Genomic DNA, 23,934 nt, shown 5'->3' on the forward strand with positions numbered 1-23,934 from the left:
CATTGTTTTTAAAGAGGAGTGGAGTTGACCGGTAAGCCGGGTTCTGTCGTGGACAGTCATTCCTCTAGGCCAGCAATCGCTCACTGGCTCAAGCAGCCTACCCGGGTTCAGTACGGGCCGTACCATGTGAACCCCTATTTGGCCTTGCTCCGGGTGGAGTTTACCCTGCCACGAACTGTTGCCAGCCGCGCGGTGCGCTCTTACCGCACCCTTTCACCCTTACCTGATCCCACTTGCGTGGGCCATCGGCGGTTTGCTCTCTGTTGCACTTGTCGTAGGCTTGCGCCTCCCAGGCGTTACCTGGCACCCTGCCCTATGGAGCCCGGACTTTCCTCCCCTTCACCTGTCTCCCCCGAAAGGGACGGCAGCGAAGCGGCGACTGTCTAGTCAACTCCGCGGCGGATTATAATCACATTACTGTTGAATGTCATCTTCCGCTTGCTCTTGAGCACTATCTTGCTGTTCAAGTGCATACTTATAGAGCGCATTCTTTTTCACGCCGTGGATTTCAGCAGCCAGCGCGGCGGCTTTCTTCAGTGGCAGCTCTTTTTGCAATAATGCTAAAGTACGTAATGCAGCGGCCGGTAAAGCATCATCAGCCTGCACTTTATGCCCTTCAACAATCAAGACCATCTCACCCCGACGGCGGGTTTCTTCTTCCTGAACCCAGGCCAGTAGCTCACCAACCGGCGCACCGTGAATAGACTCATAGGTTTTGGTTAACTCTCTGGCAAGTACCACATAGCGTTGTGGGCCAAGTACGGTTACCATGTCCTGTAAACTTTCCAATAAGCGATGGGTTGATTCATAGAAGATCAGTGTTCGAGGTTCCTCAATCAGCGCTTGCAGAGTATCCTTACGGCCTTTGGTTTTCGCAGGCAGGAAGCCTTCGTAACAAAAACGATCAGAAGCAATACCTGCGGCAGAAAGTGCTGTAATCGCCGCGCAAGCGCCCGGTAATGGCACAACGCGGATGCCCGCTTCACGGCAACGGCGTACTAAATGGTAGCCCGGATCGTTAATCAGCGGCGTGCCTGCATCTGAAACCAGTGCAATACTCTGGCCTGCTTGCAGTTTTGCCAGCAATACATCAGCTTTTTGTTGTTCGTTATGGTCATGAAGTGCAAACAGGCGGGCGCTAATCGCAAAGTGCTGTAACAGCAGCCCCGTATGGCGTGTATCTTCTGCCGCAATCAAATCAACGCCTTTCAGTACCTCTAGCGCCCGGTGGGTAATGTCCCCTGGATTACCGATTGGGGTAGGTACCACATAAAGCGTAGATGCAGAAATCACTGCTCGATCGTGTTGATTCATTGTTTCATCCGAATTACCGATTTAATATTGAGCATCTTGAAAAAAACATCACTGGATACAGTATGCTTTCCTCAACATTCGTTCGTTCCAAAGCAGGGCTTGTCCCTGTTGTTCTGGCTGCACTGATTCTGGCAGCCTGTTCAGGCAGAGCGCCACAAACGCTGCCACCTGCAAATATACAGGACGAAGCAAGCGCTAACTCTGATTATTATCTGCAACAGTTGCAACAGAGCAGTGATGATAACAAGGCTGACTGGCAATTACTCGCCCTTCGTGCCCTGTTACGCGAAGGGAAAATCCCTCAAGCGGCGGAACAGCTCGGTACTTTGCCAGCGGACCTGAGTGATACTCAGCGTCAGGAACAACAATTGCTGACCGCAGAATTGCTGATTGCGCAGAAAAATACCCCTGCCGCAGCCGATGTTCTTAGCAAGCTCGATGCCAGCAAGCTCTCAGCAAATCAGCAAGTTCGCTTCTATCAGGCGCAAATCGCCGCCAATCAGGGTAAAGCGACTCTGCCGCTGATTCGTGCGTTTATCGCTCAGGAGCCGCTGTTGAAAGATAAGGCCCATCAGGACAATATCGATGGCACCTGGCAAGCGCTGGCGCAGCTCACGCCACAAGAATTAAATAACATTGTGATTAACGCGGACGAAAACGTGCTGCAAGGCTGGTTGGATTTACTGCACGTCTATCAGGATAACAAACAAGACCCCGATATGCTGAAAGCTGGCATTAAAGATTGGCAAAACCGTTATCCACAAAATCCGGCAGCGAAAAACCTGCCGACAGCGTTAACGCAAATCAGTAATTTTAGCCAGGCATCCACTGCAAAAATTGCCCTACTGCTGCCATTAAGTGGCCCAGCACAGGTGTTTGCCGATGCCATCCAACAAGGTTTTACTGCCGCGCAAAATGGCTTGCCAGTGAATGCCCCGGCTCCGGTGACACCAGATGCAACGGCCACGACACCAACTGATGCCACTGCAACACCGGTGACTGATATTGCCACGCCAGCGCCAGTGGCAACCCCTGTTGCCACCAGCAATGCACAGGTAAAAGTCTACGACACGACGACTCAACCGATCGCAGCATTGCTTGCACAAGCTCAACAAGATGGCGCGACGCTGGTGGTCGGCCCGTTATTGAAACCGGATGTAGAACAACTGAGTGCAACACCCAGTACGCTCAATATTCTGGCATTGAATCAGCCGGAAGTAAGCAAAAACAATCCGAATATCTGTTACTTCGCCCTGTCTCCAGAAGATGAAGCGCGCGATGCGGCTCATCATTTATGGAGTCAGGAAAAGAGAATGCCGTTGCTGCTGACACCGCGTGGTGCCTTTGGTGATCGCGTCGCCAAAGCCTTCGCAGAAGAGTGGCAGAAGCAAGGTGGGCAGACGGTATTGCAGCAAAACTTTGGCTCAACGGCTGAGTTGAAACAAGCCATCAACAGTGGTGCGGGCATCCGCCTGACCGGTCAACCGGTGAGTGTTTCAAGCGCACCTGCCACAACACCAGCATCTGTTACCATTGCGGGCCTGACTATTCCCGCACCGCCGGTCGATGCACCTGTGGTTTCAACGTCTGTCGGTGGTAACATTGATGCGGTTTATATCATTGCCACACCAGCCGAACTGACACTGATTAAACCGATGATTGATATGGCGACCACCACCCGCAGCAAACCATCGCTGTTTGCCAGCTCACGCAGCTATCAGGCCGGTGCTGGCCCGGATTACCGTCTGGAAATGGAAGGCGTGCAGTTTAGCGACATTCCATTAATGGCAGGGTCTAATCCAGCACTGATGCAACAGGCATCGGCTAAATATGCCAACGACTATTCTCTGGTGCGATTGTACGCGATGGGGATTGATGCATGGGCATTGTCGAATCACTTTGCCCAAATGCGCCAAATTCCTGGTTTCCAGGTCAGCGGTACTACCGGTGATTTGACCGCATCAGAAGATTGCGTGATCACCCGTAAACTGCCTTGGCTGCAATATCGTCAGGGGATGGTGGTGCCAGCAGCATAAAGTGATTCGGGTGACAAATCTGTCTGGAACCGATTTGAACGCTGCGTGCAGCGGCCTCGCAGAGGCGAGGCCCATGGACGGGCCGAGTAGTGAACGTAGCTAACACCCTGCAACCTCAAGGACGAAAGAAAAATGAGCCAACGGAGTATTGGCAAACAGTATGAAATTCAGGCCCGCCACCATCTGGAGCGGGCAGGTTTAGCTTTTCAGGCAGCCAATGTGACCTGCCGTGGTGGTGAAATTGACCTCATCATGCGTGACGGGGCAACTTGGGTATTTGTGGAAGTTCGCTTTCGACGCAATGCCCTGTTTGGTGGTGCTGCGGCCAGTATCACCTTTAGCAAGCAACAACGGCTACTCCGTGCCGCCGCCGTTTGGCTGGCACAGCGGGGCGCCAGTTTTGCCACCACACCGTGCCGTTTTGATGTATTTGCCATCACGGGTAGCCAGACAGAGTGGCTGCCTAATGCCTTCAATGCGGATTGACAATTTTCTCCGGTCTGATGCCGGGCGATATCTTACTGAGTGAGTTAAATCAACGTGCTGGATAGAATCAAAGTCTGCTTTACTGAAAGTATTCAAACCCAGATTGCCGCGGCAGAGGCACTGCCTGACGCCATATCTCGTGCAGCGATGACGTTGGTTCAGTCACTGCTCAACGGCAATAAAATTCTTTGCTGTGGTAACGGCACCTCTGGGGCTAACGCGCAACATTTTGCGGCCAGTATGATAAACCGTTTTGAAACGGAGCGGCCAAGTCTGCCTGCCATCGCTTTAAATGTTGATAATGTTGTGCTGACCGCCATTACTAACGACCGTTTGCACGATGAAGTCTACGCCAAACAGGTGCGGGCACTCGGCCATGCCGGTGATGTTTTGCTCGCCATTTCCACTCGCGGCAATAGCCGTGATATTGTGAAAGCTGTCGAAGCGGCAGTCACCCGAGATATGACCATCGTCGCACTTACCGGTTACGATGGTGGTGAACTGGCCGGTTTGTTGGGTCAGCAGGATGTCGAAATCCGCATTCCTTCACACCGCAGCGCCAGAGTTCAAGAAGTACATATGCTCACAGTGAATTGTCTGTGTGACTTAATTGATAACACCCTATTTCCTCATCAGGACGATTAAAGGAGCACGAATGAAGGTTGGTTACATATTTGCCCTGCTATTCAGCGCCCTGCTGTTGCAAGGTTGTGTCGGCGCAGTGGTGGTTGGCACCGCAGCAGTTGCAACCAAATCCGTCACGGACCCACGTTCGGTCGGTACTCAGGTCGATGACGGTACATTGGAAGCCCGAGTCGTTAACGCATTAAGTAAAGATCAGCAGATAAAAAGTCAGACGCGATTTGTGGTTACCGCTTATCAAGGGAAAGTCCTGCTCACGGGCCAAACACCAAACGCAGAGCTGTCTAGCCGCGCGAAACAGATTGCAGCGGGTGTCGACGGTGCAACAGAAGTGTACAACGAGATGCGCTTGGGTAAACCGGTTGATCTGACCACCGCATCAATGGACACCTGGATCACCACTAAAGTCCGGTCACAGCTACTGACCGCCGACTCGGTTAAATCCTCTAATGTGAAGGTGACCACTGAAAACGGCGAAGTGTTCCTGCTGGGCCTGGTAACTCAGCAAGAAGGGCAATCAGCGGCACAGATTGCCAGCCAGGTTAGTGGCGTTAAGCATGTCACTACAGCGTTTACTCTCGTGAAATAATCCGTTAGTTAGAAAGAGCAATCCTATTATGGGCCAGGAGAAATCCAGGCCCATTTTTAACTATCCAAAACATCAAACCATTAGTCTAAATCATTCGCCTGAATGAACTCTTTCCCACCCAACTGCCGCATCTGGCGCAATATCCACTGTTGGCGTGAAATGACATAACCCGATGGCGCATTCACCTTAAAACGCAGTGGATTGGGTAGAACTGCCGCTAATAGAGCGGCTTCTGATGCGCTCAATTTACTGGCCGGTTTATTGAAGAAATGGCGAGCCGCCGCTTCTACGCCAAAAATACCGTCGCCAAACTCCGCAATATTCAGATAAACTGTCAGGATACGACGCTTGGTCCACACCAACTCAATACCTGCGGTCAATCCCACTTCCAGACCTTTACGCACCCAGCTACGGCCATCCCAGAGAAACAGGTTTTTGGCGGTTTGTTGTGACAGGGTGGATGCACCACGGATACGATTTTGATTACGCTGGTTATGGGATAACGCCGACTCGATAGCACCAACATCAAAGCCCCAATGCCCGGGGAATTTTTGATCCTCAGCCGCCATAACCGCCAGCGCCATATAAGGTGAGATCTCATCCATCGGCACCCAGTCGGAGTGCGCAACATAAGAAAAATCACCGGTAAGCCAGGCTCCCAGTTGCCTTTCGATCATCACCATAGAAAAAGGAACCGGCAAAAAGGCGAAAATCAAAATGCCCGCCAACCACAGCGCGACGATGCCGATAATCCCCCGTTTCCCCCAATACCACAGCCAATTCAATTTGCGCCTGACTGACGTCATTGAGTTAAATCCAGCACCTTAGTCACCAATTTATCAATGCCTTTTGCTGCTTCAGAAATTGACCCTGCCAACATGTAAGCCGGTGTTGTCACCACTTTATTTTCAGCATCAACCACCACATCATCAGCAGGGCAAATAATATGCTCTCCGCCCATAATTTCAATTGCCTCAATCGTGTCGGGATCGTTACCAATAGTCAGGCGTACTGGCTTACCCAGCAGTTTGGGCAGCATTACCGGAGAAATACACATAAACCCAATTGGTTTACCTGACTTATGCATTGATTGCGTCAACTTAACTAAATCCGGATCAATAACACATTCAGGACCTTGTATTGCAAAATCGCTCAAGTTCTTTGCCGAACCAAAACCCCCAGGGACAATCAGGGCATCTAGTCGGTTTGAGTCCGCATCGCAGAGCGGAGCAATCTGTCCACGGGCAATCCGCGCAGACTCCACTAAAACATTCCGCTCCTGCGCAACCACCTCACCATTAAAGTGATTAATAACATGAAGTTGTGGTTTATCTGGCGCGAAGAACAATACGCGTGCACCCGCACGATCCAATGCCAGAATGGTTAAGACAGACTCATGTATCTCGGCACCGTCGTAAACACCACATCCACTGAGTACCACACCGACTGTTTTCATCTCACCTCTCCTTTTCTCACTATGTCAATCGCTTAATACGTTCGAGTAACAAAGATGTGTCTCTATCACAAATTTTAATGAATCTTGTAACAAGAGCGCTTACATTTGCTATGTTGTTGCTTGTATGATGTATGGACGAATCCTTACAATCTGCGAATTCACTCGAAATCGAAATAATATACTCTCAATAATTCGAGTTACAGGATGGCGGCAACTGAGCGAATCCCCAATCGGTAAACGATTGGGCGAATGAAAGCAGCCAACGCACATGTAACCTGGAGTATGACGAGTGTCGCAGGTTAACGATTTCCCTGGTGTTGGCGCAGTATTCGCGCACCCCGGCCTCGGTAGGGGTTATTTTTTTTCAGCTTTCGCCGCCCACTCACGTAACACCTGCACATCATTGCGCCATTCTAATTTTAATTCATCAACCCAATCCTGCACGTTGTCCCACCATGCTGGCAGTGTCGGGGTTTGAATTTGTTGTGCAAGCTGCTGTATGTGGCGTAAACCTACCGACCCCGCCGCACCCTTAATTTTATGTGCTTCTTCGGTAATGCCCTTTTGATCCCGCGCCGTCATGTTCGAATCCAGCACCGCCAAATAACTCGGCATCATTTGTTCAAACATTTCCAGGCTTTGATAAATCAATTGTGGGCCAACCAGGTCGATGTATTGTTCCAGCATGGCTGTATCAAGTAACGATTCGTGGGTTTGCATCACTTTATGCTCCTGTTTTTTTGCCGCGTTTAAGGGCTTCTGATCCCAGAATTGCTTGATCATCGCCGTAAGAGCGGGAACTGACAACGGCTTACTCAGCACATCATCCATTCCGGCATCTAAATATTCTTTTTTATCTTTTAGAACGTTAGCGGTTAACGCGACCAGCGGTGGTAACGATTGCTGGCCATAGTCCGCACGAATTTTCCGCGCAATATCCAACCCACTCATATCTGGCAATTGAATATCCAGCAGCACCAAATCAAAATCATCGGGCTTGAACATCGTCAGGGCATCGTGGCCGTTCATCGCCACTTCAACACTGTTACCTAATTTTTCTAATACAGAGCGCGCTACAATGACATTCAGCTCGATATCTTCCACCAGCAATATGTGCAGAGCAGGTAGTGGTATCTCCTCGCTTGACGGCACACTGAAAGCCTCCGGCACTGCGGGAGCCTGGATAGTCAGCGTAAAGCAAGAACCGGCACCTTGCCGACTTTTCACGGTAATATCGCCTCCCATGCTTTGTGCCAGACGTTTAGAAACCGCCAGGCCGATACCCGTACCGGTAGCCGGCTGACCACCATTGCGGTCTTTCACCTGATAGTACATGGCGAAAATCTTATCTTGTTCTTCTTCAGGGATACCCATGCCAGAGTCTTCTACTTCAAAAGTCAGGCGGTCGGTATCCTCACGGTGTACCCGTACCACAATTTTGCCTTGCTGGGTAAACTTCACCGCATTACCAATTAGATTCCATAGGATTTGGCGCAAGCGAGTGCCATCGGTAATCACCTTTTCCGGCAATGGCAGTTGCGGTTCCATAATGAATTTCAGCCCTTTCGGTTGAACCAACAGGCCAGAGAGGTTTTCCAGATCCGCCATAAAACCAGTAAAATCAATTGGTTGATTATCAAGCTGAACTTTCCGTCGCTCAAGTTTATCCATCTCAATGATATCGTTGAAAATATTCCCAAGTGTGATAGCACTGACGTGAATGGTTTTGAGGTATTTCAGTTGTTCTGCGTCTAATTCAGTATCCAGCAGGATACGGCTCAGGCCAACAATGCCATTAAGGGGGGTCCGCAGCTCATGGCTGATAGTTGAGATGAAGGTGGTCTTATCCCTACTGGCGTTCTCCAGCGCGTCCTGATAGCGCTTACGCTCGGTTATATCGCGCCCGAAGCCCATCAACCCATGCCGTTTGCCTACACGATCATAAAACGGCACTTTTCGCAGCTCAAAGCAGGCTTTACGGCCATCGGGATACACCAACCACTGTTCGTAGGTCAGGGAAACATTGTGGCGGAAGACTTTCTCATCGGTTTCCATCACTTTTTCAGCGATATCGGGGGCGTAAACATCTTTTGGCGTCAATCCGACTAGCTGCTTCTCACTCTTACCGGTTAGCAGTTCCATCGCCCGGTTGCAGCCGGAGAACTCATTGTCTTCGTTACGGTAATAGACCAAATCCGGTGAGGCATCCAAAAAAGAGCGCAATAAGGCCGACTGCTGCCCTAGCTCAACCTGAGCCTGTTCACGGTGACCCATTTCTTCTTTTAGTTTGTCGACCACTTGCAGATGCGCTTTTTCGGCTTTTTCCCGTTCGACGATTTCCTGATTAAGTTGCGCAATATTTTCCGTCAATTGCTTATTCAGCTCCAGATCGCGATACCGCATCACTTCAAGCTTTTCGACCAGCCGTGACAGGCGCTGGCGCGACTCCTCCAGTTGCTCAACCACCACCGATAAGAAGTAGACCGCCCACGGGGTTATCAGCAAGCCAAAGAAGATAGAGCGCACCAGATCAAGAATCCCGACAGAACCGCTCAAGACTAACGTGACGGCCATCTGAACCACCATCGCCAGCAACACCAACACCGATGCCAATAGCAACGAGAAGCGGACCAGCCCTAACTTAACCATTAAATCAACGTAGTACTGGGCTAATACCCTGATTTGCTTCATAGCAACTCCTGTCTGTGTTTCTGGATATCCCTTGGAATCTATACCCAAAGTCATTGGAGTCGCAGGTAGGCAGCCAGCAAGCGAATCCCGATGAGCTTACACAAGTAAGTGATTCGGGTAAGTGCGCACAGCTAACAACCCTGCGACTTCAAGTACGAAGGGTATAAATCATACCGCAAAACTGGGCCGAGATAAGATGGCTTGCTTAGAAGTGTGGAAAAGATTGCAAATCACAATGAGAGATTGAGAAACAACGCGCAGTAGCTGGTCACAAAGCAGAGGCTTGTCCACCATGTTCAAGCATATAATTATTCAACTCATTCATACCGGTCCAGCGATTGGCGCACCACAATGGCGCAAGCAACGTCGGCCTGCGCGCACTGGCAGAAATCCGATGATAGACAATCTCAGCCGGGGTATGGCGGATCATTTCACCGGCAATCAGCACATAGTCCTCCAACGCCAGTTCTGACAAACGCCCTGCTCGCCACGCTTTGCCCATCGTGCTGCCCTCAACGATATGCAGTGGGTGCAGTTTTATCCCATCAACACCGGTTGCCACCACATTATCCAGAGTCTCCATGCACTGAGCCTGACTCTCACCGGGCAAACCGACAATCAGATGGCAGCATACTTTCAGCCCTCTGGCACGAGCACGACGGGCTGTTTGTTGGTAGCAGGCAAAATCATGGCCGCGATTAATACGTTTGAGGGTTTTATCATTGGCGGTCTGTAACCCCAGTTCCAACCAAACTTCATAACCCTGCTGCTGATAGCCACTGAGTAAATCCAGCACCGCATCTGGCACACAATCGGGGCGCGTCCCGACACACAAACCGACAATATCCGCCTCGGCCAACGCCAGCTCATACATCGCCGCGAGCGTATTCACTTCTGCATAAGTACTGGTATAAGCCTGAAAGTAAGCCAGATAACGGTTTGCACGATTGGCTTTTTTAGCCTGCTCTGCCAGTTGCTGCGCAATGCCCTGTTGCTGCATTTGCTCATCGGCAAATGAGGCCACATTACAAAAGGTGCAACCACCACGCCCAAGAGTGCCATCGCGGTTCGGGCAGCTAAACCCACCGTGCAGCGTGAGTTTATGGATCTTTTCACCGTAGCGACGCTGTAAATCCGCACCAAACATATTGACTAATTTCTGCAACTGCATAATCTTGGCACTGCCTGTCAAAAAAGAGCTTAAGGCTACCCGCTAGCGATACAATTCGCGATGACAGAGATCAACTCCCACACCCTTGGGTGCAACTCCGCATAATCATTCACTATAAACGCAAATAAAATCACTTGACCGATGATTAAATTTTCTTATTTCAGCCAAGCTCATAGTGCTTCCATTACAATTCAGTGAAAAATAGTTTTAAATTCCAATAAATAAACAAATAACAGCATATAACTCCAACATCACCACCAGCACTAGCATGGTGCAGAGATTTGACGATTGCCCTATAGTGAGACAGCTCACATTTTAGGACCTAACACTACCCGTCCAGGATCAAGAAAAAACACCAATAAAATTATATTTATCATAATGATGTAATCATTTATTACCTTAAAGATAGTTCTTAAGCCTATATTTGACCTGAGTATTCTTTCTCGCTAAGTTGGAAGTCCGCTGGAAGCTTTCTAGACGGGCAAACGTCTAGTCATAATTATGCAGTAATTTAAGACTCCCTCTTAAAACAAGTCTTATACCACTTGTGAGAACCGTCACAAGAGGCCATTGGCGGAGGGCGGAAAAGCAGATTTGTCGCGAAATACGCGCCTGTCAGCCCACCCCGTCTGATGTAACCATGTCCTTCTGGAGTCGGTTTGTGAGAGTCTCGCAGAGCCTGGGGAGGTTCACTGATATGTTGTACGATAAATCCCTTGAGAGGGACAACTGTGGTTTCGGCCTAATCGCCCACATAGAAGGCGAACCTAGCCATAAGGTCGTGCGTACCGCTATACACGCACTGGCCCGAATGCAACACCGGGGCGCGATCCTTGCTGATGGCAAGACCGGCGACGGTTGTGGCCTGTTATTACAAAAACCGGATCGCTTTTTCCGAATGGTCGCAGAAGAACGCGGATGGCGTTTGGCCAAAAATTATGCCGTCGGTATGATATTCCTCAGCCAGGATGAAGAACTCGCCAAGGCAAGCCGCCGCATTGTAGAAGAAGAATTGCAAAACGAAACGCTGTCGATTATCGGCTGGCGCGAAGTGCCGACTAACCCGGATGTTCTCGGTGAAATTGCCCTCTCCTCCCTGCCTCGGATTGAACAAATTTTTGTGAACGCCCCTGCTGGCTGGCGTCCACGCGATATGGAGCGCCGCCTGTTCGTCGCGCGTCGCCGTATTGAAAAGCGTATTTCAGAAGATAAAGATTTCTACGTCTGTAGCTTCTCTAACCTGGTCACGATCTACAAAGGCTTGTGTATGCCTGCGGATCTGCCCCGTTTTTATCTTGATTTGGCTGATCTGCGCATGGAGTCGGCTATCTGCCTGTTCCATCAGCGCTTCTCAACCAACACTGTACCGCGCTGGCCGCTGGCTCAACCATTCCGCTATCTGGCGCACAATGGTGAAATCAATACCATCGCCGGTAACCGCCAATGGGCGCGGGCGCGTGCTTATAAATTCAAAACACCATTAATCCCCGATTTGCAGGATGCGGCTCCTTTCGTCAATGAGACCGGTTCGGACTCCAGCTCACTGGATAACATGCTGGAACTGTTCCTCAGCGGCGGGATGGACCTGCTCCGTGCCATGCGTCTGTTAGTGCCACCGGCCTGGCAAAACAACCCGGATATGGATACCGACCTGCGCGCCTTCTTTGACTTCAACTCCATGCATATGGAGCCGTGGGATGGCCCGGCCGGGATTGTAATGTCAGATGGCCGCTATGCTGCCTGTAACCTTGATCGTAATGGCTTGCGCCCTGCGCGCTACGTTATCACCAAAGATAAACTCATCACCTGCGCCTCTGAAGTCGGTATCTGGGATTACCAGCCCGATGAAGTGGTGGAAAAAGGCCGTGTTGGGCCGGGTGAATTGATGGTTATCGATACCCGCAGCGGTAAAATCCTGCATTCCGCCGAAACCGATAACGATCTGAAAAGCCGCCACCCGTATAAAGAGTGGATGGAGAAGAACGTTAAGCGTCTGGTGCCATTCGAAGATCTGCCTGAAGATCAAGTAGGTAGCCGCGAGTTAGATGACTCGACGCTGGAAACTTATCAGAAGCAATTTGGTTACAGCAGCGAAGAGCTGGATCAAGTCATCCGCGTGCTGGGTGAAATTGGTCAGGAAGCAACCGGTTCAATGGGTGATGACACCCCGTTTGCCGTGCTTTCCAGCGGCCCACGTATTATTTACGATTACTTCCGCCAGCAATTTGCGCAGGTCACCAACCCACCAATTGATCCGCTGCGGGAAGCGCACGTCATGTCACTCGCCACCAGTATTGGCCGTGAAATGAACGTATTCTGCGAAGCCGAAGGTCAGGCGCACCGTCTGAGCTTTAAATCGCCGATCCTGCTCTATTCTGACTTCCAGCAGTTAACCACGCTGGAAGGGGAATACTACCGCGCTGATCGGCTGGATCTGACTTTTGATCCGGCTGAAACTGACCTGGAACAAGCGGTTCTGGCGTTATGCGAAGAAGCAGAACGTAAAGTGCGTGATGGTGCCGTGATGCTGGTGCTGTCAGACCGCGCCATTGCCCCTAACCGCCTGCCGGTGCCGGCTCCTATGGCAGTGGGTGCTATCCAGACTCGCCTGGTAGAAAAAAATCTGCGTTGCGATGCCAACATTATTGTTGAAACCGCCAGCGCCCGCGACCCACATCACTTCGCGGTATTGCTCGGTTTTGGTGCTACTGCGATTTACCCTTATTTAGCTTATGAAACACTGGCTAAATTGGTTGATACCCAAGCTATTGATAAGAAGTATCGCGATGTGATGCTGAACTATCGTAACGGTATCAATAAAGGGCTGTACAAAATCATGTCCAAAATGGGCATTTCAACCGTGGCATCATACCGTTGCGCCAAACTGTTTGAAGCCGTTGGCCTTCATCGTGACCTGACCGACTTGTGTTTCCAGGGCGTGGTTAGCCGCATCGGCGGAGCCAGTTTCAGTGATTTCCAACAGGATTTACAGAATCTGTCCAAACGCGCCTGGCTGAAACGCAAACCACTGGATCAGGGCGGGTTACTGAAATTTGTTCACAACGGCGAATACCATGCATATAACCCGGATGTGGTCAGCACCTTACAAACTGCGGTTCATAGCGGCGAATACAGTGATTATCAGGTTTACGCCAAGCTGGTGAATGAGCGCCCGGTTGCCACGTTACGCGATCTGTTAGCCATCAAACCGCAAGGCACCCCGATCCCAGTCGATCAAGTTGAACCGGCTGAATCACTGTTCAAGCGCTTTGATACCGCGGCCATGTCCATCGGCGCACTTAGCCCGGAGGCCCATGAATCATTAGCCATCGCCATGAACAGCCTTGGCGGGTTCTCTAACTCCGGTGAAGGCGGTGAAGACCCTGCGCGCTATGGCACTAATAAGGTGTCTCGCATCAAGCAGGTGGCATCAGGCCGTTTCGGTGTCACACCGGCGTATCTGGTGAACGCCGATGTTATCCAGATCAAAGTGGCACAAGGGGCGAAACCGGGTGAAGGCGGCCAATTACCGGGTGATAAAGTCACACCGTATATCGCCAAACTGCGTTATTCCGTGCCGGGTGTGACCTTGATCTCCCCACCACCGCACCATGATATTTATTCAATCGAAGACTTGGCACAGCTCATTTTCGACTTAAAACAGGTCAACCCAAAAGCACTGATTTCGGTGAAACTGGTATCTGAACCCGGTGTTGGCACCATTGCCACCGGTGTGGCAAAAGCTTATGCCGACCTGATTACTATTGCAGGATACGACGGTGGTACCGGTGCCAGCCCACTCTCCTCAGTGAAATATGCCGGCTGCCCGTGGGAGCTGGGATTAGTTGAAACACAACAGGCACTGGTTGCCAACGGCCTGCGCCATAAAATCCGCCTGCAAGTGGATGGTGGTCTGAAAACTGGCGTTGATATTGTTAAAGCGGCGATTCTGGGTGCAGAAAGCTTCGGTTTCGGCACTGGCCCTATGGTGGCGCTCGGTTGTAAATACTTACGTATTTGCCACCTGAATAACTGCGCCACCGGTGTAGCAACCCAGGATGAAAAGCTGCGTCGTGACCATTACCACGGCTTGCCTGAGCGTGTAGTGAACTACTTCCAGTTTATCGCGCGTGAAACCCGTGAAATCATGGCCGAGCTGGGTATCAGCCAACTGGTTGATTTGATTGGCCGTACCGACATGCTGTTGGAACTTGATGGTATCTCTGCCAAGCAAAATAAACTGGATCTGTCGCCAATGCTGCAAACCGCAACGCCACATCCGGGCAAAGCGCTGCATTGCACCGAAAATAATCCGCCGTTCGATAAAGGCTTATTGAACAAAGAGTTATTGGCGCAAGCTGAACCCTACATTGAAGCCAAACAGAGCAAGACGTTTTACTTTGATATCCGCAACACCGACCGCTCCGTGGGTGCGGCGTTATCCGGCGCGATTGCCACCAAACATGGCGATCAGGGCATGGTAACTGACCCGATCAAAGCCTACTTCTCCGGCACTGCCGGTCAGAGCTTTGGCGTGTGGAATGCCGGTGGCGTTGAGCTGACCCTAACAGGCGATGCCAACGACTATGTCGGTAAAGGCATGGCCGGCGGCCGCATTGCGGTGCGCCCTCCTGTGGGTTCTAACTTCCGCAGCCACGAAGCCAGCATTGTCGGCAACACTTGCCTGTATGGTGCCACTGGCGGCAAGTTGTTCGCTGCTGGCCGGGCCGGTGAGCGTTTCGCGGTACGTAACTCCGGGGCGATTACCGTCGTGGAAGGTATCGGCGATAACGGTTGTGAATATATGACCGGTGGGATTGTCTGCGTACTGGGCCGTACCGGAATTAACTTCGGTGCTGGCATGACCGGTGGTTTCGCTTATGTTCTTGATGAAGATGGCGAATTCCGTAAACGTGTTAACCCTGAGCTGGTTGAAGTTCTGGATGTTGATCAATTGGCAATCCATGAAGAGCATCTGCGCGGTCTGATCACTGAACATGTTCAGTTGACCGGTTCTAGCCGTGGTGAAGAAATTCTGGCTAACTGGCCGGAATGGGTGACCAAGTTTGCTTTGGTTAAACCGAAATCCAGCGATGTGAAAGCACTGTTGGGCCACCGTAGCCGTTCCGCAGCTGAGCTGCGGGTTCAAGCGCAGTAAGGGGTTGAAATGAGTCAGAATGTTTATCAGTTTATCGACCTACAGCGTGTAGATCCGCCGAAAAAGCCGCTAAAGATCCGTAAAATTGAATTTGTTGAGATTTACGAGCCATTCTCGGAAACACAGGCTAAAGCACAGGCCGACCGCTGTTTGTCGTGCGGTAACCCCTATTGCGAATGGAAATGTCCGGTGCATAACTACATCCCTAACTGGCTGAAACTGGCCAACGAAGGGCGAATTATGGAAGCGGCGGATCTGGCGCACCAGACCAATAGCTTGCCAGAGGTTTGTGGCCGCGTATGCCCGCAAGACCGCTTGTGTGAAGGGTCTTGTACTCTGAATGACGAGTTCGGCGCGGTGACCATCGGTAACATCGAGCGCTATATCAGTGACAAAGCCATTGAGATGGGCTGGAAACCTGATATGTCTCATGTTCACCCGACCGGTAAACGTGTGGCGGTGATTGGGGCTGGCCCTGCCGGGCTGGCCTGTGCCGATGTATTGGCGCGTAACGGTGTACAAGCGGTGGTGTTTGACCGTCATCCAGAAATTGGTGGCTTACTGACCTTTGGTATTCCGGCCTTTAAGCTGGAAAAAGAAGTGATGATTAAGCGGCGCAAAATCTTCTCTGAGATGGGTATCGAATTTAAGTTGAATACTGAAGTTGGCAAAGACATCACGATGGATGCGCTGCTGCAAGAATATGACGCGGTGTTCCTCGGTGTGGGTACTTACCAATCCATGCGGGGTGGTCTGGAAAACGAAGATGCATCTGGTGTGTATGATGCGCTGCCATTCCTGATCGCTAACACCAAACAGTTGATGGGTTACGACGCTGCACCTCACGAGCCTTATATCAATATGCAAGGCAAGCGTGTCGTGGTGCTGGGTGGGGGTGATACTGCAATGGACTGTGTGCGTTCTTCCATTCGCCAGGGGGCTACTGACGTCGTTTGTGCCTATCGCCGTGATGAAGCCAACATGCCGGGTTCCAAGCGGGAAGTGAAAAATGCCCGTGAAGAGGGGGTCGAATTTAAATTCAACCTGCAACCGTTGAGCATTGAAGTGAACAGTAATGGCAAGGTCAGTGGCGTGAAGATGGTTCGTACCCAACTGGGCGCACCTGATGCACAGGGGCGTCGCATGGCTGAGCAAATCCCAGGCTCAGAACATGTTCTGCCAGCAGATGCTGTGGTTATGGCGTTTGGCTTCCGCCCGCACAGCATGGAATGGCTGGCCGCTCATGACGTAGCATTGGATAAACAAGGCCGTGTTGTGGCACCAGAGCGCACTGATAATGCCTTCCAGACCAGCAACCCAAAAATCTTTGCCGGTGGTGATATTGTTCGTGGCTCTGATTTAGTGGTGACCGCCATTGCTGAAGGCCGCAAAGCCGCTGAAGGCATCATGAATTATTTGGAAGTCTGATACCAAAAATCCTGTCATATACATCCAAAGACATCAAGGGCTGGTTATCCAGCCCTTTTTATTGCTATTTTCCACTGCATATCCACTCTCATTCAAGATTTTGTAACAATCTCAGTCGCCTTATTTGCAGCATTTTATGCTTTAAGCGCTATAGTAAAGACCAAGTTTGTATTTTCTTAGGCTGTTGGCCGAATCTCATGGCTGGTCTTATTATTATTATTACGCCTTGTTTTAAATAAAGGATTATCTGTTATGAAATCTCACTTACTTTTTATTGCTGGTGGCTTGCTGGCGATCAGCGGCAGTGCATTAGCAATGTCGCTTAATTATCAAGAAGTTGGTTATAACATTGAGGCTCGAGGTGCTCGGGCTGTGGTGGCGGAACTGGCAAAATCGGGGCAACTACCGGCGCTCGAGAACAATATCAAGTTAGGTGATGATAACTGGATTGCAATGGCACCCAAACTGGCTGATGGTGGTAATGCGAAGTTTACCGCAGAGGTCAAATCAGCTCTCTCTTCTGCGCTAATTTATAACCCGGCCGCGGTGTTAAAAGCCGTGAGTAACAGCAAAACATTGCCATTATCAGAGATTTGCACTGCACCGGCAGATGCCAAAGATAGCGCGGCAAAAACCAGCTTCCAACAACGCGCTTCTCATACCTTATCGACTATCAAAAACAACGATATGATGAGTCAGCGTGATAGCTGCCTGGCTGAATTGAAAAAGTTATCTTAATGGTTCAGTTGATATGATAAGGGCGGCAAATGCCGCCCTTATCAGGTAGGTAATACTGACCGGAAAATAACTGCGGTGCGTTACTTAACAACCCGCAAAGCCGGACGGCCACTACTGCGTGGCGGTTGCGGCGGTTCATCATCCGGTGAGTTATCATCGTCCTGTGACGTTCTGATGTCATCGGTGACCAGCACCAGATTATCAGCTGGCATATTCTCGTTATCGTCTTGTTCGATACTGTCAAAATTACCATCAGCATCAGAATCATACGCAGCTTCTGGCTCGAACATCGTGCCGGAGCCGTTTTCACGCGCATAGATTGCCATCACAGCCCCCATAGGGGCGACAACCTGACGAGGTACACCACCGAAACGGGCATTAAAACTCACACAATCATTACCCAGTTCCAGATTACCCACGGCACGCGGTGCCACATTCAATACAATCTGCCCATCGCGGGCAAACTCCATCGGCACCGAAACGCCTGGCCGGGTAACATCCACGACCAGATGTGGCGTCAGTTGGTTATCAATCAACCACTCGTAAAATGCGCGCAACAGGTAAGGACGGCGCGGAGACATATCCGACATCTCCATGATGATTAACCCCGAGTTGACAGGCGCATTTCACGCTCAACTTCAGTTAGTGACGCCAGGAACGCATCACGCTCAAACACGCGTGTCATATAGCCTTTAAGCTCTTTAGAACCCGCACCGCTAAACTCAATACCTAACTGCGGTAAACGCCACAGCAGCGGAGCCAGATAGCAATCGACCAGACTGAACTCTTCGCTCATAAAGAAAGGCATTTCATTAAATACCGGTGCGATAGACAGAAGCTCTTCGCGTAACTGCTTACGGGCCGCATCAGCTTCCTGCGCATTCCCTTTCTGAATTTTCGCCAGCAGGGAATACCAATCCTGTTCAATGCGGTTCATCATCAAACGACTGCTACCACGCGCGACAGGATAAACCGGCATCAATGGCGGATGAGGAAAACGTTCATCCAAATATTCCATGATAATGCGGGATTCATACAGAGTCAGCTCACGATCAACCAAAGTAGGGACGGTGCGGTAGGGGTTGAGGTCAATCAAGTCCTGCGGCAGATTATCATCTTCAACCTGCTCAATCTCAACACTGACACCTTTCTCCGCCAGTACGATACGTACTTGATGGCTAAAGATGTCGGCCGGGCCGGAAAACAGCGTCATTACCGAACGTTTGTTGGCAGCGACAGCCATGAAAACCTCCAAGATTATCTAGAAAACAGTGCGAATAGCCCACGGTGAGGTGGCTATCCTGAGTCGTTTTACCGCCGGTTCGCAATCTTGACCGCCGTTACCGTAAATAAACCTTGGGTGAGATAAGAATTCAGCCAGGGAGAGATACGGACGCCAACAGTTCACCGAACAGGCACAAAAGTGGATAATAGTTTACCAGATTTTGCATGTTTTGTGGGGCTGGAGGCACGATTTGATGATCAATTGTCTATCTGACAATAAGTTAACGGCGAAAAGAAAGTAAATAGAACGGTAGAAAGGTATTTTTCGGGCATAAAAAAACCCGGTGAGACACCGGGTTTTTACCATTAATCTGATACCGTAAAGGCAAAAAATTAACGTTTGGAGAACTGCGGACGACGACGTGCTTTACGCAGACCCACTTTCTTACGCTCAACTTCACGCGCATCACGCGTTACGAAGCCTGCTTTACGCAGTTCAGGGCGCAGAGTCTCGTCATATTCCATCAGTGCACGAGTAATACCGTGACGGATAGCACCGGCTTGACCAGAAATACCACCACCTTTAACAGTGATGTACAGGTCAAACTTACCAACCATATCTAACAGTACCAGAGGCTGCATAACGACCATGCGGCCAGTCTCGCGACCGAAGTACTGTTCGAGGGTACGTTGGTTAATAACGATATTACCGCTACCCGGCTTGATAAAGACGCGTGCAGCAGAACTTTTGCGGCGACCAGTGCCGTAGTTTTGATTTTCAGCCATTGCCATAATCCCGATTAAATGTCCAGAACTTGCGGTTGCTGTGCCGCATGATTGTGCTCAGTACCCGCGTAAACTTTCAGTTTACGGAACATAGCACGGCCCAGCGGCCCCTTCGGCAACATGCCTTTAACCGCGATTTCAATCACACGCTCAGGACTGCGGGCAATCATCTCTTCAAAGGTCGCCTGTTTGATACCACCGACATAGCCGGTGTGACGGTAATAGATCTTGTCTGTACGCTTGTTACCGGTTACAGCAACTTTTTCTGCGTTCAGAACGATGATGTAATCACCAGTATCGACGTGCGGGGTGTATTCCGCTTTGTGCTTGCCGCGTAAACGACTTGCCAGTTCAGTTGCGAGGCGACCTAAGGTCTTACCATCCGCATCAACAACATACCAGTCGCGTTTTACGGTTTCTGGTTTAGCTGTAAAAGTTTTCATTAAAAGCTTACCCAATTAATAAGTTACACGTTGGTGAACACCCAAACGTTCAAAAACAGTTGAGGCTCACACGACCATCAGTCCAGCAAACCTACCCCTTCGAATAGCCAATGCTGGCACTATCAAAGTTTTTGGGAAAAAAACTTTGTTGTAACGTGGGGTCGCAAGATTATAGAGAAGTCGACGTTAAAGATCGAACTGTTTTTGACGAGAAAAGTATAAATTAAACATGTTAAGTAAGGGCGAAGGAAAATCGCCCGAAGTAGAATAACATTTCTACCGCCAGAAAGTGAACCACAACGGCGCAGATAACCGCGATTACGGCAAATGGGGTAACGAAAGATACTCTTCACTTTGCATCTCTTGCAACCGCGACAGACAACGTTGATATTCGAATTTAAGCCGCTCGCCGCAGTAAATTTCAAACATGGGTGCCTCCGCAGCAATAACCAACTTCACTCGCCGCTCATAAAATTCATCCACCAGAGCCAGAAAACGCCGCGCCGTATTCTCATCTCGCGTCGCCATACTATGGACGTTGTGCAGCAATACCGTGTGATAAAGTTTGGATAAAGCAATGTAATCCAACTGGCTGCGAGCCTCTTCACATAATGTATGGAAATCAACCGCCAGAACCCCTTGTGCCACACAGATCGCAGGCAAAGGCCGGTGATTTACCTGCAATATCGGCGCACGTTCGCCCTCTTTACCCGCAAGTTTGACGAAAATCTGCGCCATCATCTGCTCTGTTTGCGCATTCAGTGGTGTCAGATACAGGTTTGCCTGAGTCAACGTGCGCAGCCGGTAGTCGATACCGGCATCCACGTTCATGACATCACAATATTGCTTAATCAACGCGATGGCTGGCAAGAAGCGACTGCGCTGTAAGCCATTGTGGTACAAGTTATCTGGCGGAATATTGGACGTGGCCACCAGCGTGATGCCTCGCGCAAAAAGGGCTTCCAATAATGTTGCCAGTATCATGGCATCAGTAATATCTGAGACAAAAAACTCGTCAAAGCAGAGGATGTCGGTTTGGCTTTTAAAGCCATCGGCAACAATTTCCAATGGATTTTCATGGCCTTGCAGCTCGGTTAACTCTTGATGAACCCGTAGCATGAAACGATGAAAATGCAGACGAAGCTTACGATCACCCGGCAAGCTGTGGAAAAACAGGTCCATTAGCCAGGTTTTCCCCCGCCCGACCCCGCCCCACATGTATAAGCCCTGAATCGGGCGTACGGGTGCGCGCGGCGTTGGCTTGCCAATCAAACGATGCAGATGCCTGCGTAAGCCCACACTGGCCGGTGGCGTATTTGGGCGCTGAATGAATTCCTGATAAAGAGTCTCCAACCGCGCCACGGTGCGCCGTTGAACCTCGTCAGGTTGGTAGTCGCCAGCATCAAGTGCCTGCTGGTAAAGTGCTGTAGGTGTGCTCGGTTGCATGTTTATCAACAATCCCTGATAAAATAGTTAGCTACTTTTTGCGGTACTTTCTTGCTGATTTATCGGGCAATCGCAGCATTTACCGACTCTGTTGCTGTGAAAAAAGCCTGATAACCATAGGCAATGTTGCATCAGGATTCCACTCAGACAAGGTTAACGGTTATAGTGGGTATTATTAAGTGAAAAAGTCCTGCTGAACAATGAAGTCAAAATAAGGAGTCATCATGACCTGGGAGTACGCGCTTATTGGGTTGGTTGTTGGTGTTGTGATTGGCGCGGTAGCTATGCGCTTTGGCAACCGCAAATTGCGTCAGCAGCAAGTGCTGCAAAATGAGCTGGAGAAGAGCAAAACAGATCTGGAAGAGTATCGTCAAGAACTGGTTGGGCACTTCGCCCGCAGTGCTGAATTGCTCGATAACATGGCTCGTGATTATCGCCAGCTCTATCAGCATATGGCGAAAAGCTCCAATAACTTATTGCCTGACTTACCATTACAGGATAATCCGTTCCGCTACCGTGTGACTGAATCTGAAGCCGATAACGATCAAGCACCGGTAAAAATGCCACCGCGTGATTACTCGGAAGGAGCATCAGGTTTACTGCGTCCGGAACACCAAACCCGCGATTAAACACATACCATCATGCTGGCTACAGAACTGTGGCCAGCACATTTACACTTCTATACTTACCTCTCCTTGAATTGCCTTATCCTGGCCCTTATATCAAGCGGTACGTTATATACTGATGTTAAAGCAACAGTAGCCTTTTGAAATAAGTGAATTTTTCAGCTCATTCAGAGTCTGAATTTACAATAGCCTGTAGCAGCTATCCACCCTATTCATTCACCGTTAGGTATTGAGAGAGTTTAAACCAATGAAGAAGAAATCATTATTTCTTAGTGCGCTGGCAATGAGCGTCGCCTTAGGCTTCGCTGCTGCCCCAATGGTGAACGCAGCAGCACTTCCCGCAGCGGTTGCTGGTCAGGCGGTACCGAGTCTGGCACCGATGCTGGAGAAAGTGTTACCCGCAGTTGTCAGCGTGCATGTCTCTGGCACCCAGGCTCAGCAACAACGTTTACCCGAAGAGTTCAAGTTCTTCTTTGGCCCAAATGCGCCAACGGGGAAAGAGACTAACCGCCCATTCGAGGGGCTGGGTTCTGGTGTGATTATTAATGCCGAAAAAGGCTATGTGCTGACCAATAACCACGTTATCAATAACGCGGATAAAATTCGTGTGCAGCTCAATGATGGTCGCGAATATGATGCCAAACTGTTAGGCCGTGATGAGCAAACCGATATCGCGTTATTGCAGTTAACTGATGCCAAAAATCTGACTGCGATCAAAATGGCTGATTCTGATAATTTGCGCGTAGGTGATTTTGCAGTCGCGGTAGGTAACCCATTTGGTCTGGGGCAAACGGCCACATCAGGGATTATTTCTGCATTGGGTCGCAGTGGCTTGAATCTGGAAGGGTTAGAAAACTTTATCCAGACTGACGCCTCCATCAACCGCGGTAACTCAGGCGGTGCGCTGGTTAACCTCAATGGTGATTTGATTGGTATTAACACCGCCATTTTAGCTCCGGGCGGCGGTAATATCGGTATCGGCTTTGCAATTCCAAGCAATATGGCACAGAACCTCAGCCAGCAGTTGATCGAATTTGGTGAAGTCAAACGCGGTCTGCTGGGGATTCGTGGTACTGAAATGACTGCGGATATGGCAAAAGCCTTCAATATTGATGCGCAGCGTGGCGCTTTTGTCAGTGAAGTATTGCCAAAATCTGCGGCATCTAAAGCCGGTATCAAATCAGGTGATGTGTTGATTTCTGTCGATGGCAAGCCAATCAGCAGCTTTGCTGAGTTGCGCGCCAAAGTCGGCACCACCGGGCCGGGCAAAGCCATTAAAGTAGGCTTGCTGCGCGGAGGTAAGCCGCTTGAGGTGACTGTCACACTGGAAAACAGCAGCCCAACCTCAACCAGCGCGGATACCTTATCACCCTCGTTACAGGGCGCATCCCTGAGCAATGGCGAGATCAAAGGTGGCAGCAAAGGTATCAAAGTTGAGAGCATCATCAAAGGCTCACCAGCAGCGCAATCTGGCTTACAAAAAGACGATGTAATTATTGCTGTAAACCGTGAGCGTGTTCAGGACATTACCCAGTTACGCAAAGCTATCGAAGCGAAACCGGCTGTCATCGCGCTGAATATCGTGCGCGGTGAAGAGAATATTTACCTATTAATACGGTAATTTGCAGAAAAATCGGACACAGCACAATGCTGTGTCCGCCAAACTCATGCTATTCTCCTGTCATCTATCCATTCACGCC

Annotated in this window: 19 protein-coding genes and 1 other RNA gene; 9 read left to right on the forward strand and 11 right to left on the reverse strand. The window is 50.2% G+C overall.

Annotated features, from left to right (window positions below):
• Positions 1–16: 16 nt before the first annotated feature.
• Both rnpB and rsmI read right to left on the reverse strand, forming a co-directional pair.
• Positions 17–395, reverse strand: an RNA gene (gene rnpB / locus AT01_RS20330) — RNase P RNA component class A.
• Positions 396–414: 19 nt separating this feature from the next.
• On the reverse strand, positions 415–1,314 hold the full coding sequence (rsmI, locus tag AT01_RS09880; RefSeq protein WP_042547035.1) for a 16S rRNA (cytidine(1402)-2'-O)-methyltransferase: 900 nt from the start codon (positions 1,312–1,314) through the stop codon (positions 415–417).
• 62 nt (positions 1,315–1,376) lie between these two features.
• On the opposite strand from rsmI, the gene AT01_RS09885 reads away from it, so the two are divergent.
• The 4 genes from AT01_RS09885 to dolP all read left to right on the forward strand — a co-directional run bounded on the left by AT01_RS09885 (position 1,377) and on the right by dolP (position 5,067).
• Positions 1,377–3,350: a penicillin-binding protein activator gene (locus tag AT01_RS09885; protein ID WP_042548584.1), complete on the forward strand. Its 1,974-nt coding sequence runs from the start codon at positions 1,377–1,379 to the stop codon at positions 3,348–3,350.
• 132 nt (positions 3,351–3,482) lie between these two features.
• The gene (locus AT01_RS09890) at positions 3,483–3,836 is read left to right on the forward strand and encodes a YraN family protein (protein ID WP_004701322.1); all 354 of its coding nucleotides are present in this window, start codon (positions 3,483–3,485) and stop codon (positions 3,834–3,836) included.
• Positions 3,837–3,890: 54 nt separating this feature from the next.
• The gene (gene diaA / locus AT01_RS09895; protein WP_004701325.1) at positions 3,891–4,481 is read left to right on the forward strand and encodes a DnaA initiator-associating protein DiaA; all 591 of its coding nucleotides are present in this window, start codon (positions 3,891–3,893) and stop codon (positions 4,479–4,481) included.
• Positions 4,482–4,491: 10 nt separating this feature from the next.
• Positions 4,492–5,067: a division/outer membrane stress-associated lipid-binding lipoprotein gene (dolP, locus tag AT01_RS09900; protein WP_004701326.1), complete on the forward strand. Its 576-nt coding sequence runs from the start codon at positions 4,492–4,494 to the stop codon at positions 5,065–5,067.
• A gap of 80 nt (positions 5,068–5,147) precedes the next feature.
• On the opposite strand, the gene mtgA is transcribed toward dolP, so the two are convergent.
• The 4 genes from mtgA to AT01_RS09920 all read right to left on the reverse strand — a co-directional run bounded on the left by mtgA (position 5,148) and on the right by AT01_RS09920 (position 10,385).
• The gene (gene mtgA, locus AT01_RS09905) at positions 5,148–5,873 is read right to left on the reverse strand and encodes a monofunctional biosynthetic peptidoglycan transglycosylase (RefSeq protein ID WP_042547036.1); all 726 of its coding nucleotides are present in this window, start codon (positions 5,871–5,873) and stop codon (positions 5,148–5,150) included.
• Positions 5,870–6,523 carry an isoprenoid biosynthesis glyoxalase ElbB gene (gene elbB / locus AT01_RS09910; protein ID WP_042547037.1) on the reverse strand — a complete coding sequence of 218 codons (654 nt, stop codon included), beginning with the start codon at positions 6,521–6,523 and terminating at the stop codon, positions 5,870–5,872. The genes mtgA and elbB overlap by 4 nt, the downstream gene beginning before the upstream one ends.
• 354 nt (positions 6,524–6,877) lie before the next feature.
• Entirely contained in the window at positions 6,878–9,214 is a 2,337-nt protein-coding gene (gene arcB, locus AT01_RS09915) for an aerobic respiration two-component sensor histidine kinase ArcB (protein ID WP_042547038.1), read from the reverse strand.
• Between the two features lie 268 nt (positions 9,215–9,482).
• The gene (locus tag AT01_RS09920) at positions 9,483–10,385 is read right to left on the reverse strand and encodes a TIGR01212 family radical SAM protein (RefSeq protein ID WP_042547039.1); all 903 of its coding nucleotides are present in this window, start codon (positions 10,383–10,385) and stop codon (positions 9,483–9,485) included.
• A gap of 697 nt (positions 10,386–11,082) precedes the next feature.
• On the opposite strand from AT01_RS09920, the gene gltB reads away from it, so the two are divergent.
• The 3 genes from gltB (at position 11,083) to AT01_RS09935 (ending at position 17,709) form a co-directional block, all read left to right on the forward strand.
• A complete protein-coding gene (gene gltB, locus AT01_RS09925) occupies positions 11,083–15,543 on the forward strand; it encodes a glutamate synthase large subunit (protein ID WP_042547040.1) in 4,461 nt (1,486 codons plus the stop codon).
• A 9-nt stretch (positions 15,544–15,552) separates the two neighbouring features.
• A complete protein-coding gene (locus tag AT01_RS09930; protein ID WP_042547041.1) occupies positions 15,553–16,971 on the forward strand; it encodes a glutamate synthase small subunit in 1,419 nt (472 codons plus the stop codon).
• Positions 16,972–17,223: 252 nt separating this feature from the next.
• Positions 17,224–17,709, forward strand: a complete 486-nt coding sequence (locus AT01_RS09935) for a hypothetical protein (protein WP_004701340.1) — start codon at positions 17,224–17,226, stop codon at positions 17,707–17,709.
• An 80-nt stretch (positions 17,710–17,789) separates the two neighbouring features.
• On the opposite strand, the gene sspB is transcribed toward AT01_RS09935, so the two are convergent.
• From sspB to zapE, 5 genes are all read right to left on the reverse strand, one after another.
• On the reverse strand, positions 17,790–18,305 hold the full coding sequence (gene sspB, locus AT01_RS09940; RefSeq protein ID WP_042547042.1) for a ClpXP protease specificity-enhancing factor: 516 nt from the start codon (positions 18,303–18,305) through the stop codon (positions 17,790–17,792).
• Positions 18,306–18,310: 5 nt separating this feature from the next.
• Positions 18,311–18,952, reverse strand: coding sequence for a stringent starvation protein SspA (gene sspA / locus AT01_RS09945; RefSeq protein WP_004701343.1), 642 nt, complete (start codon positions 18,950–18,952; stop codon positions 18,311–18,313).
• Between the two features lie 374 nt (positions 18,953–19,326).
• Positions 19,327–19,719 (reverse strand): 30S ribosomal protein S9, encoded by a 393-nt coding sequence (rpsI, locus tag AT01_RS09950; protein ID WP_042547043.1) that lies wholly within the window; start codon positions 19,717–19,719, stop codon positions 19,327–19,329.
• Positions 19,720–19,733: 14 nt separating this feature from the next.
• Positions 19,734–20,162, reverse strand: a complete 429-nt coding sequence (rplM, locus tag AT01_RS09955) for a 50S ribosomal protein L13 (protein WP_004701348.1) — start codon at positions 20,160–20,162, stop codon at positions 19,734–19,736.
• A 318-nt stretch (positions 20,163–20,480) separates the two neighbouring features.
• Positions 20,481–21,608 (reverse strand): cell division protein ZapE, encoded by a 1,128-nt coding sequence (zapE, locus tag AT01_RS09960; protein WP_042547044.1) that lies wholly within the window; start codon positions 21,606–21,608, stop codon positions 20,481–20,483.
• 224 nt (positions 21,609–21,832) lie between these two features.
• Here zapE and zapG point away from each other — a divergent pair, with 224 nt between their 5' ends.
• On the forward strand, positions 21,833–22,237 hold the full coding sequence (zapG, locus tag AT01_RS09965; RefSeq protein WP_004701352.1) for a Z-ring associated protein ZapG: 405 nt from the start codon (positions 21,833–21,835) through the stop codon (positions 22,235–22,237).
• 244 nt (positions 22,238–22,481) lie between these two features.
• Positions 22,482–23,855, forward strand: a complete 1,374-nt coding sequence (gene degQ, locus AT01_RS09970) for a serine endoprotease DegQ (RefSeq protein ID WP_004701353.1) — start codon at positions 22,482–22,484, stop codon at positions 23,853–23,855.
• The last annotated feature ends 79 nt before the right edge of the window (positions 23,856–23,934 follow it).

Source organism: Yersinia aldovae 670-83 (assembly GCF_000834395.1).
GTDB lineage: Bacteria > Pseudomonadota > Gammaproteobacteria > Enterobacterales > Enterobacteriaceae > Yersinia > Yersinia aldovae.

Excerpts from the sequence above, each read along its gene's own strand:
- degQ (WP_004701353.1), top strand. The coding sequence starts at position 22,482 with ATGAAGAAGAAATCATTATTTCTTAGTGCGCTGGCAATGAGCGTCGCC.
- gltB (WP_042547040.1), top strand. The coding sequence starts at position 11,083 with ATGTTGTACGATAAATCCCTTGAGAGGGACAACTGTGGTTTCGGCCTA.
- AT01_RS09890 (WP_004701322.1), top strand. The coding sequence starts at position 3,483 with ATGAGCCAACGGAGTATTGGCAAACAGTATGAAATTCAGGCCCGCCAC.
- elbB (WP_042547037.1), bottom strand. The coding sequence starts at position 6,523 with ATGAAAACAGTCGGTGTGGTACTCAGTGGATGTGGTGTTTACGACGGT.
- sspA (WP_004701343.1), bottom strand. The coding sequence starts at position 18,952 with ATGGCTGTCGCTGCCAACAAACGTTCGGTAATGACGCTGTTTTCCGGC.
- rplM (WP_004701348.1), bottom strand. The coding sequence starts at position 20,162 with ATGAAAACTTTTACAGCTAAACCAGAAACCGTAAAACGCGACTGGTAT.
- AT01_RS09885 (WP_042548584.1), top strand. The coding sequence starts at position 1,377 with ATGCTTTCCTCAACATTCGTTCGTTCCAAAGCAGGGCTTGTCCCTGTT.
- AT01_RS09920 (WP_042547039.1), bottom strand. The coding sequence starts at position 10,385 with ATGCAGTTGCAGAAATTAGTCAATATGTTTGGTGCGGATTTACAGCGT.
- AT01_RS09935 (WP_004701340.1), top strand. The coding sequence starts at position 17,224 with ATGAAATCTCACTTACTTTTTATTGCTGGTGGCTTGCTGGCGATCAGC.
- dolP (WP_004701326.1), top strand. The coding sequence starts at position 4,492 with ATGAAGGTTGGTTACATATTTGCCCTGCTATTCAGCGCCCTGCTGTTG.
- rpsI (WP_042547043.1), bottom strand. The coding sequence starts at position 19,719 with ATGGCTGAAAATCAAAACTACGGCACTGGTCGCCGCAAAAGTTCTGCT.
- AT01_RS09930 (WP_042547041.1), top strand. The coding sequence starts at position 15,553 with ATGAGTCAGAATGTTTATCAGTTTATCGACCTACAGCGTGTAGATCCG.
- sspB (WP_042547042.1), bottom strand. The coding sequence starts at position 18,305 with ATGGAGATGTCGGATATGTCTCCGCGCCGTCCTTACCTGTTGCGCGCA.
- mtgA (WP_042547036.1), bottom strand. The coding sequence starts at position 5,873 with ATGACGTCAGTCAGGCGCAAATTGAATTGGCTGTGGTATTGGGGGAAA.
- arcB (WP_042547038.1), bottom strand. The coding sequence starts at position 9,214 with ATGAAGCAAATCAGGGTATTAGCCCAGTACTACGTTGATTTAATGGTT.
- rsmI (WP_042547035.1), bottom strand. The coding sequence starts at position 1,314 with ATGAATCAACACGATCGAGCAGTGATTTCTGCATCTACGCTTTATGTG.
- zapE (WP_042547044.1), bottom strand. The coding sequence starts at position 21,608 with ATGCAACCGAGCACACCTACAGCACTTTACCAGCAGGCACTTGATGCT.
- zapG (WP_004701352.1), top strand. The coding sequence starts at position 21,833 with ATGACCTGGGAGTACGCGCTTATTGGGTTGGTTGTTGGTGTTGTGATT.